Below are 6,510 nucleotides of genomic sequence, written 5' to 3' on the forward strand. Positions count from 1 at the left end.
GATTGGCAGGAATCACCGGCACCACGCGGCGCCCAAAGCAGCGAGTATCCCGTCCATGCAGGTCGTTGGGGAAGACGTACCTACAGCTATGGAGGATGGAATGTCTGTTGCAATGACCCGCGGTGTGCTGTTTATTCACTCGGCCCCTACCGCACTGTGCCCTCATGTTGAGTGGGCCATCGGATCCGTCGTGGACAAGCGAACGGACCTCGAATGGACCCCTCAGCCCGCCGCGCCCGGCATGTTCCGCTCGGAGCTGTCCTGGACCGGCGCGCAGGGGACAGGTGCGCAGCTGGCGTCTGCCCTCCGGGGCTGGGCGCACCTGCGCTTCGAGGTCACCGAAGAACCCAGCCAGGGCGTGGACGGCGGACGCTGGTCCCACACACCTGAGCTGGGCATTTTCCATGCCGTGACGGATGTGCACGGCAACATCATGGTGTCCGAGGACCGCATCCGCTACGCCTACGAGGCCGGCGCCGGCGACCCGTCGGCCGTCTACCACGAGCTGTCGCTTGCCCTGGGCGAGGCGTGGGATGAAGAGCTGGAACCCTTCAGGCACGCCGCCGAAGGAGCGCCGGTGCGCTGGCTGCACCAGGTCGGTTAAATTCACGCCGGCTGACCCAGAAACCAGCGGGGCCAGCTGACCCAATTCCCCATAGCAACGAAGAAGCCCCCGCCAACCGGCGGGGGCTTCTTCAGCGTTCATTCACGTCACATCACACGCTGCGGATGGCAACGACGGCATTGTGCCCGCCGAAGCCGAACGAGTTGCTCAGAGCGACGATGTCGCCGGCCGGCAGCGCACGCGCGGAGGTCACGACGTCGAGCGGGATCTCGGGATCCTGGTTCTCAAGGTTGATGGTGACGGGCGCCTTCCGTTCGTGGATGGCCAGAACGGTGAGGACGGCCTCCACAGCACCGGAGGCGCCGAGCAGGTGGCCCATCTGCGACTTGGTGGCCGAGACGGCCACGTTGTCCACGTGGTTGCCGAGCGCCGCCCTCAGCGCCGTGTATTCCGGCTTGTCGCCGACCGGGGTCGACGTGGCGTGGGCGTTGACGTGGACCACGTCCTCCGCCTGGATGCGGCCGTCGAACATGGCTGCCTTGAGCGCACGGGTGGCCCCCAGGCCTTCGGGGTCCGGTGCCGTGATGTGGTAGGCGTCGGCGGTGACGGACGTGCCGGCGAGCTCGCCGTAAATTCGGGCGCCACGGGCGATGGCGTGCTCCTCGGCCTCCAGCACCAGTGCGCCGGCGCCTTCACCCATGACGAATCCGTCACGGTCAAGGTCGTAGGGGCGGGAGGCGCGCTCGGGATCGTCGTTCCGGCGGGAGAGGGCCTGCATCGAGGAGAACGCTGCCAGGGGCATCGGGTGGATGGCGGCTTCTGCGCCACCGCACATGACGACGTCGGCCTTGCCGGAACGGATCAGGTCCAGTCCAAGGTGCATGGCTTCGGTGCCGGACGCGCAGGCGGACACGGGAGTGTGGGCACCGGCGCGGGCGCCCAGGTCCAGGCTGACGGCTGCCGCCACGCCGTTGGGCATGAGCATCGGAACGGTCATGGGGAGGACGCGGCGGGGGCCCTTCTCCTTCAGCGTGTCCCAAGCGTCCAGGAGCGTCCAAACCCCGCCGATGCCTGTAGCGAAGGCGACGGCCAACCGGTCGTGGTCGATTTCCGTGATGCCGGAGTCGGCCCATGCCTCGCGTGCGGCGATGACGCCGAACTGCGTTGACGGGTCCATGCGCTTGGCTTCAACGCGGGACAGCACGTCAAGGGCGGGGGTGGTGCACCGGGCAGCGAAGTGGACCGGCAGTTCGTACTTGGCAACCCACTCGTCTTCAAGGGTGTGGGCTCCGGAAACCCCCTTCAGCGCGTTCTGCCACATCGTGGGTACGTCGCCGCCGATGGGCGTGGTGGCACCCAGACCTGTAATGACTACTTTGCGTGTCATGGGATCACTCTCTGTCGGTGCGCCTGCCTTGTCCTGAGCTGCTGGCCGGAGGCCGGAGTGGGTGGCGTGCGGGGGGAAGTCTGCAAAAAATTTAGGGGTGGTGCATCGGCTGGCCGGTCCGGGCTACGTAGCGTCCGGTCCGGCCAGCCGGGTTCAGCCGCGAGGGCTGGTGCCTGTGAAGGCGGGTGCCTGTGAAGGCGGGTGTCCTGCTTACGCCTGGGCGTTGGAGATGAAGTCCACGGCGTCGCCGACGGTCTTGAGGTTCTTGACCTCTTCGTCCGGGATGCGGACGCCGAACTTTTCTTCGGCGTTGACCACGATGGTCATCATGGAGATGGAGTCGATGTCCAGGTCCTCGGTGAAGGACTTGTCCAGCTCGACGGCCTCGGGGGCAAGGCCGGTCTCTTCGTTGACGATTTCAGCCAGGCCGGCCAGGATCTCTTCGTTGCTAGCCATTGATGGCTCCTTTTCTTGTTATTGCCGGCAGGGGATGCCGGAAATGGGCAAACCGCGGTTGCGGCTTGGTTATCGGAATTGCTAAGGGAGGACAACTACCTGGGCGCCGAAGACCAGGCCGGCGCCGAAGCCAATCTGCAGGGCCAGCCCGCCGCTCAGTGCGGGGTTTTCCTGCAGGAGGCGGTGTGTGGCCAGGGGGATGGATGCCGCCGAAGTGTTGCCGGCATCGGCGATGTCCCGGGCGACGGTGACGGTCTCGGGCAGCTTGAGCTTCTTGACCATCTCATCGATGATCCGCATGTTGGCCTGGTGCGGAATGAAGGCCACCAGGTCCTCGGCCTGGATACCGGCGGCGTCCAGAGCCTGCTGGGCAACCTTGGCCATCTCCCAGACCGCCCAGCGGAACACCGTCTGGCCGTCCTGGCGGAGGGTCGGGTAGAGCTCCTGCGCCTCTTCGAGGAGCGCGAGGTCTCCTGTGGAGTCGGACCGGCGTGCCGCCAGGCCGAGGTCGCGGACGTCCAGCATGGAACGGGTCATGCCGATGGCATCCCACTTGCTGCCGTCCGATCCCCACACCGACGGCGCGATGCCCGGGGTGTCCGAGGGGCCAATGACGACGGCGCCGGCGCCGTCACCCAGCAGGAATGAGATGGTGCGTTCGCGGTTGTCGATGACGTCGGAGAGCTTTTCAGCGCCGACGACGAGGACGTAGTTGGCTGCGCCCGACCGGACCAGCGCGTCGCCCTGGGCTATGCCGTAGCAGTAGCCGGCGCAGGCGGCGGAGATGTCGAAGGCCGGGGCAGGCGTGGCGCCCAGCCGGTCGGCGAGGCTCGCGGCCGCCGAAGGTGTGGCGTAGGGGTGGGTCACCGTGGAGACGATGACGGCGCCGAGCTGGGACGCCTCGATGCCTGCCTTCTCCATGGCCTCACGGGCGGCGCCCTCGGCCATGTCGATCACGCTGACGTCGGCAGGGGCACGGTGGCGGGTGACGATGCCGGTACGCTGGCGGATCCACTCATCGGAGGAATCGATCCACTGGCACACATCCTCGTTGGTGACCAGGACGTCGGGGCGGTACGCGCCGATGCCCAGGATCCGGGTGTGCTCGTTGAGCGGGGTCTGCTTCAGTACCGGCGTGCTCATGCTTGTCCTTCCAGTTCTGCGAAGAGTGCAAGGGCCGCGGACAGGTCGTCCGGCGTTTTGACCGCAACGGTCTTCACGCCCGGCATGCCCCGCTTGGCCAGTCCGGCCAGGGTGCCCGCCGGCGCGAGTTCGATGACACCGGTGACTCCGCGGTTCACGAGGGTCTCCATGCAGAGGTCCCAGCGGACCGGCCGCGAAACCTGGGCAATCAGGCTGTCGACGGCGGCCGTGCCCTCCGTGACCTCCTGGCCGTCGAAGTTGGACAGCAGCGGCACGGCAGGTGCCTGCGGCTGCAGCTCCGGGCGGAGTGCCTCGAGGGCGCTCACCGCGGGAGCCATGTGTGAGGTGTGGAATGCGCCGGCGACCTTCAGCGGAATCACGCGCGCCTTGGCCGGCGGATTTTCGGCCAGTGCCTTGAGCTGATCGAACGTGCCGGCGGCGACGGTCTGGCCCGCGCCGTTGACGTTGGCCGGCGTTGCGCCGGCGGCCTCGATGGCGGCGAGGACCTCGGCGGGATCGCCGCCCACCACGGCGCTCATGCCGGTGGGGGTGACGGCCGCGGCCGCGGCCATGCTGGTGGCGCGTTCACGCACAAACGTCATGGCTTCCTTTTCGGTGAGCACACCGGCCAGCGCTGATGCCGTGATCTCGCCCACCGAGTGTCCGGCCAGGATGACCGGCAGCGTGCTGAGTTCGACGTCGAACAGCGACTTGGCAGCCACCAGCCCGGCCGCGACAATGAGCGGCTGCGCGACGGCGGTGTCCTTGATGGTTTCCTCGTCGGAGGTGGTCCCGTGCGCAGTGAGGTCAATGCCTGCAATTTCGCTCAGGGAGGCCAGATGGCCTGCTACGGAGGGCAGTTCCAGCCAAGGGGCCAGGAAACCGGGGGTCTGTGAGCCCTGTCCAGGGCAGACGATTGCAAGCACGTATCCAGCTTTCCAAATTACCGGGTGATCCATTGGTGTTTCCGTACACCAAGCTCATGGGGTCAGATTGTAGGAAGTCTACAACGGTTCAGTTCGTGTTCCGCGCGGCAACACGCTCGGCGGCGGGCTTGGGCGGAGTGGATAGCCGTCCCACCACGAGGGCCGCCTGGAGCACAAAAGCCTCCCGCGGCAGCAGCGGATCCCAGCCTGTCACGTCACAAACCCGCTTGAGCCGGTACCGCACGGTGTTGGCGTGGACGAAGAGTTCCCGCGCCGTCGCCTCGAGCGAATGCCCCAGCTCCAGGTAGGTGCCGAGCGTTTCAACCAGCCCGTTGGACGCCGCGAGGAGCGGCCGGTAAATGTTCTTCACGAGCGACCGCCGGGCGGCGTCGTCCCCGGAAATGACGCGTTCCGGCAGGAGGTCGTCGGCCGCCACCGGGCGGGGAGCAGCGGGCCAGGCCCGTGCGGCGGTCAGCCCCGCAAAGGCAGACTGCGCGGAGCCGCTGGCCTCCAGCAAGGAACTGGCCTCCGCGCCGTAAACCACCGGACCGGGCGCGAACATCTCGCTGAGCTTCACATATGCGGTTTCCCGGTCGTGCACGCCGCCCAGGATCAGAATGAGCCGGTCGCCCTGGATTCCCACGAGCGCATCCTCCGCGTACCGGCCGGCCATGCGGCGCAGTTCGCTGACGTAGCTGGCGCTGGGTTCCGACGGCGAGTTCCCCACCATCACGGTGAAGCGCTCCTGCGCCTTCCAGCCGAGCGCGGCGATCCTCGAGCGCAGCGCGTCCGTGTTTTCGCCGCGCAGGATGGCGTCCACAATCAGGGCCTCGAGCCGCGTATCCCAGGAACCCCGGGATTCCGCGGCGCGTGCGTACACGTCGGCGGCGGCAAAGGCGACTTCGCGCGAGTACCGGAGGACTGCTTCGCGCAGGGAGGGCTGGTCCGCCTCGGGAGCGATGACCGGCACCTGGTCCTCCACGACTTCGACGACGATCCGGATGAGCTGGAGCGCCTTCTGCAGGCTGATGGACCGGGTGAGTTCCGTCGGTGCGGTGCCGAAAACATCGGACAGGATCCAGGACGGGGAACTGGGGCGTTCATACCAGGTGACGAACGCGGCAATGCCGTTCTGTGCCACAAGGCCCAGCGCGGACCGCTCGTCTGAGCTGAGCCGGCTGTACCACGGCAGGGATTTTTCCAGCTGGCGCATGGTGGTGGTGGACAACTGACCGACGCTTGCCCTGAGCTTTTTCAGGGTCTCCGTCTTCTCCGGGGTCATGGTCCGGGAGGGCGGTTTGCGCGGTGCAGGGGCGGGGGACGGCTCGGGCATAATTCGAGCATACGGTGCCTGCGGGGCAAGCTCCATTTTGTGCGAAGGCTACAACTTCGGTTGTGCTGCGTCACAGCCCCGCCGTCGCTTCCGGATGCAGCGCAGAAGTTCCCCAAAGGAAGTACCCCAAACGACGACGGCGGTCCCCACCGTGGTGGGGACCGCCGTCGTGCGTTTTATGCTGGGGCCACGCCCGCAGGGTTCCCTGGCCGAGCTTGCGAGGCGAGGGTGCGGGTGGGGATTATCTGGACAAAAACTCGGGATTCGAGGGGGCGGGTGGGGATTAGGACTCGCCTCCGGCGTTGCCCGTGGTGCCGGCGTTCACGTTGAGCAGGCGGTACTTCTCAATCGCCTGCGCCGGTGCCTGTCCGTCAACCAGACCCTTGGCTGCGAGCAGCTGCAGGGTCTTCACCACGACAGAATGAATGTCGTTTTTGAAGAAGCGGCGTGCTGCGGCGCGGGTGTCGGAGAAGCCGAAGCCGTCGGCGCCGAGGGTGGCGAAGTCGTTCGGGATGAACTGGCGGATCTGGTCCGGGACGGCCTTCATGTAGTCGGAGACGGCGACGACGGGGCCCTGGGCACCTTGGAGCTGTTTGGTGACGAACGGCTGGCGGGCGTCCTTGCCGGGGTTGAGGAAGGCTTCCTCTTCGGCGGCGAGGCCGTCGCGGCGCAGTTCGTTCCAGGAGGTGACGGACCAGAC

6 protein-coding genes and 1 pseudogene are annotated in these 6,510 nt (G+C 67.0%); 1 reads left to right on the plus strand and 6 read right to left on the minus strand.

Features of this window, described 5'->3' with window-relative positions; all coding sequences use genetic code 11:
• Positions 1–100: 100 nt before the first annotated feature.
• Positions 101–604 (plus strand): DUF3145 domain-containing protein, encoded by a 504-nt coding sequence (locus ACFVTE_RS06465; protein WP_003806074.1) that lies wholly within the window; start codon positions 101–103, stop codon positions 602–604.
• A 112-nt stretch (positions 605–716) separates the two neighbouring features.
• Here ACFVTE_RS06465 and fabF read toward each other — a convergent pair whose 3' ends face one another.
• The 6 genes and pseudogenes from fabF to ACFVTE_RS06495 all read right to left on the minus strand — a co-directional run.
• Positions 717–1,952, minus strand: a complete 1,236-nt coding sequence (gene fabF, locus ACFVTE_RS06470; protein WP_387098306.1) for a beta-ketoacyl-ACP synthase II — start codon at positions 1,950–1,952, stop codon at positions 717–719.
• A gap of 210 nt (positions 1,953–2,162) precedes the next feature.
• Positions 2,163–2,408, minus strand: coding sequence for an acyl carrier protein (locus ACFVTE_RS06475; RefSeq protein ID WP_003806076.1), 246 nt, complete (start codon positions 2,406–2,408; stop codon positions 2,163–2,165).
• Positions 2,409–2,489: 81 nt separating this feature from the next.
• Positions 2,490–3,551 carry a beta-ketoacyl-ACP synthase III gene (locus ACFVTE_RS06480; protein ID WP_387098308.1) on the minus strand — a complete coding sequence of 354 codons (1,062 nt, stop codon included), beginning with the start codon at positions 3,549–3,551 and terminating at the stop codon, positions 2,490–2,492.
• Positions 3,548–4,477, minus strand: a complete 930-nt coding sequence (locus ACFVTE_RS06485) for an ACP S-malonyltransferase (protein ID WP_387098310.1) — start codon at positions 4,475–4,477, stop codon at positions 3,548–3,550. Before ACFVTE_RS06485 ends, ACFVTE_RS06480 begins: the two co-directional genes overlap by 4 nt.
• 88 nt (positions 4,478–4,565) lie before the next feature.
• Positions 4,566–5,810 carry a helix-turn-helix domain-containing protein gene (locus ACFVTE_RS06490; protein WP_331574819.1) on the minus strand — a complete coding sequence of 415 codons (1,245 nt, stop codon included), beginning with the start codon at positions 5,808–5,810 and terminating at the stop codon, positions 4,566–4,568.
• 283 nt (positions 5,811–6,093) lie between these two features.
• Positions 6,094–6,510, minus strand: a pseudogene (locus tag ACFVTE_RS06495) (pyruvate dehydrogenase (acetyl-transferring), homodimeric type); the annotation flags it as partial.

The sequence above is a fragment of the Arthrobacter sp. NPDC058097 genome (genome assembly GCF_042884885.1).
GTDB lineage: Bacteria > Actinomycetota > Actinomycetes > Actinomycetales > Micrococcaceae > Arthrobacter.

What these genes read in the sequence shown, in the direction of transcription:
- ACFVTE_RS06465 (WP_003806074.1), top strand. Translation starts at nt 101, where the DNA reads ATGTCTGTTGCAATGACCCGCGGTGTGCTGTTTATTCACTCGGCCCCT.
- fabF (WP_387098306.1), bottom strand. Translation starts at nt 1,952, where the DNA reads ATGACACGCAAAGTAGTCATTACAGGTCTGGGTGCCACCACGCCCATC.
- ACFVTE_RS06475 (WP_003806076.1), bottom strand. Translation starts at nt 2,408, where the DNA reads ATGGCTAGCAACGAAGAGATCCTGGCCGGCCTGGCTGAAATCGTCAAC.
- ACFVTE_RS06480 (WP_387098308.1), bottom strand. Translation starts at nt 3,551, where the DNA reads ATGAGCACGCCGGTACTGAAGCAGACCCCGCTCAACGAGCACACCCGG.
- ACFVTE_RS06490 (WP_331574819.1), bottom strand. Translation starts at nt 5,810, where the DNA reads ATGCCCGAGCCGTCCCCCGCCCCTGCACCGCGCAAACCGCCCTCCCGG.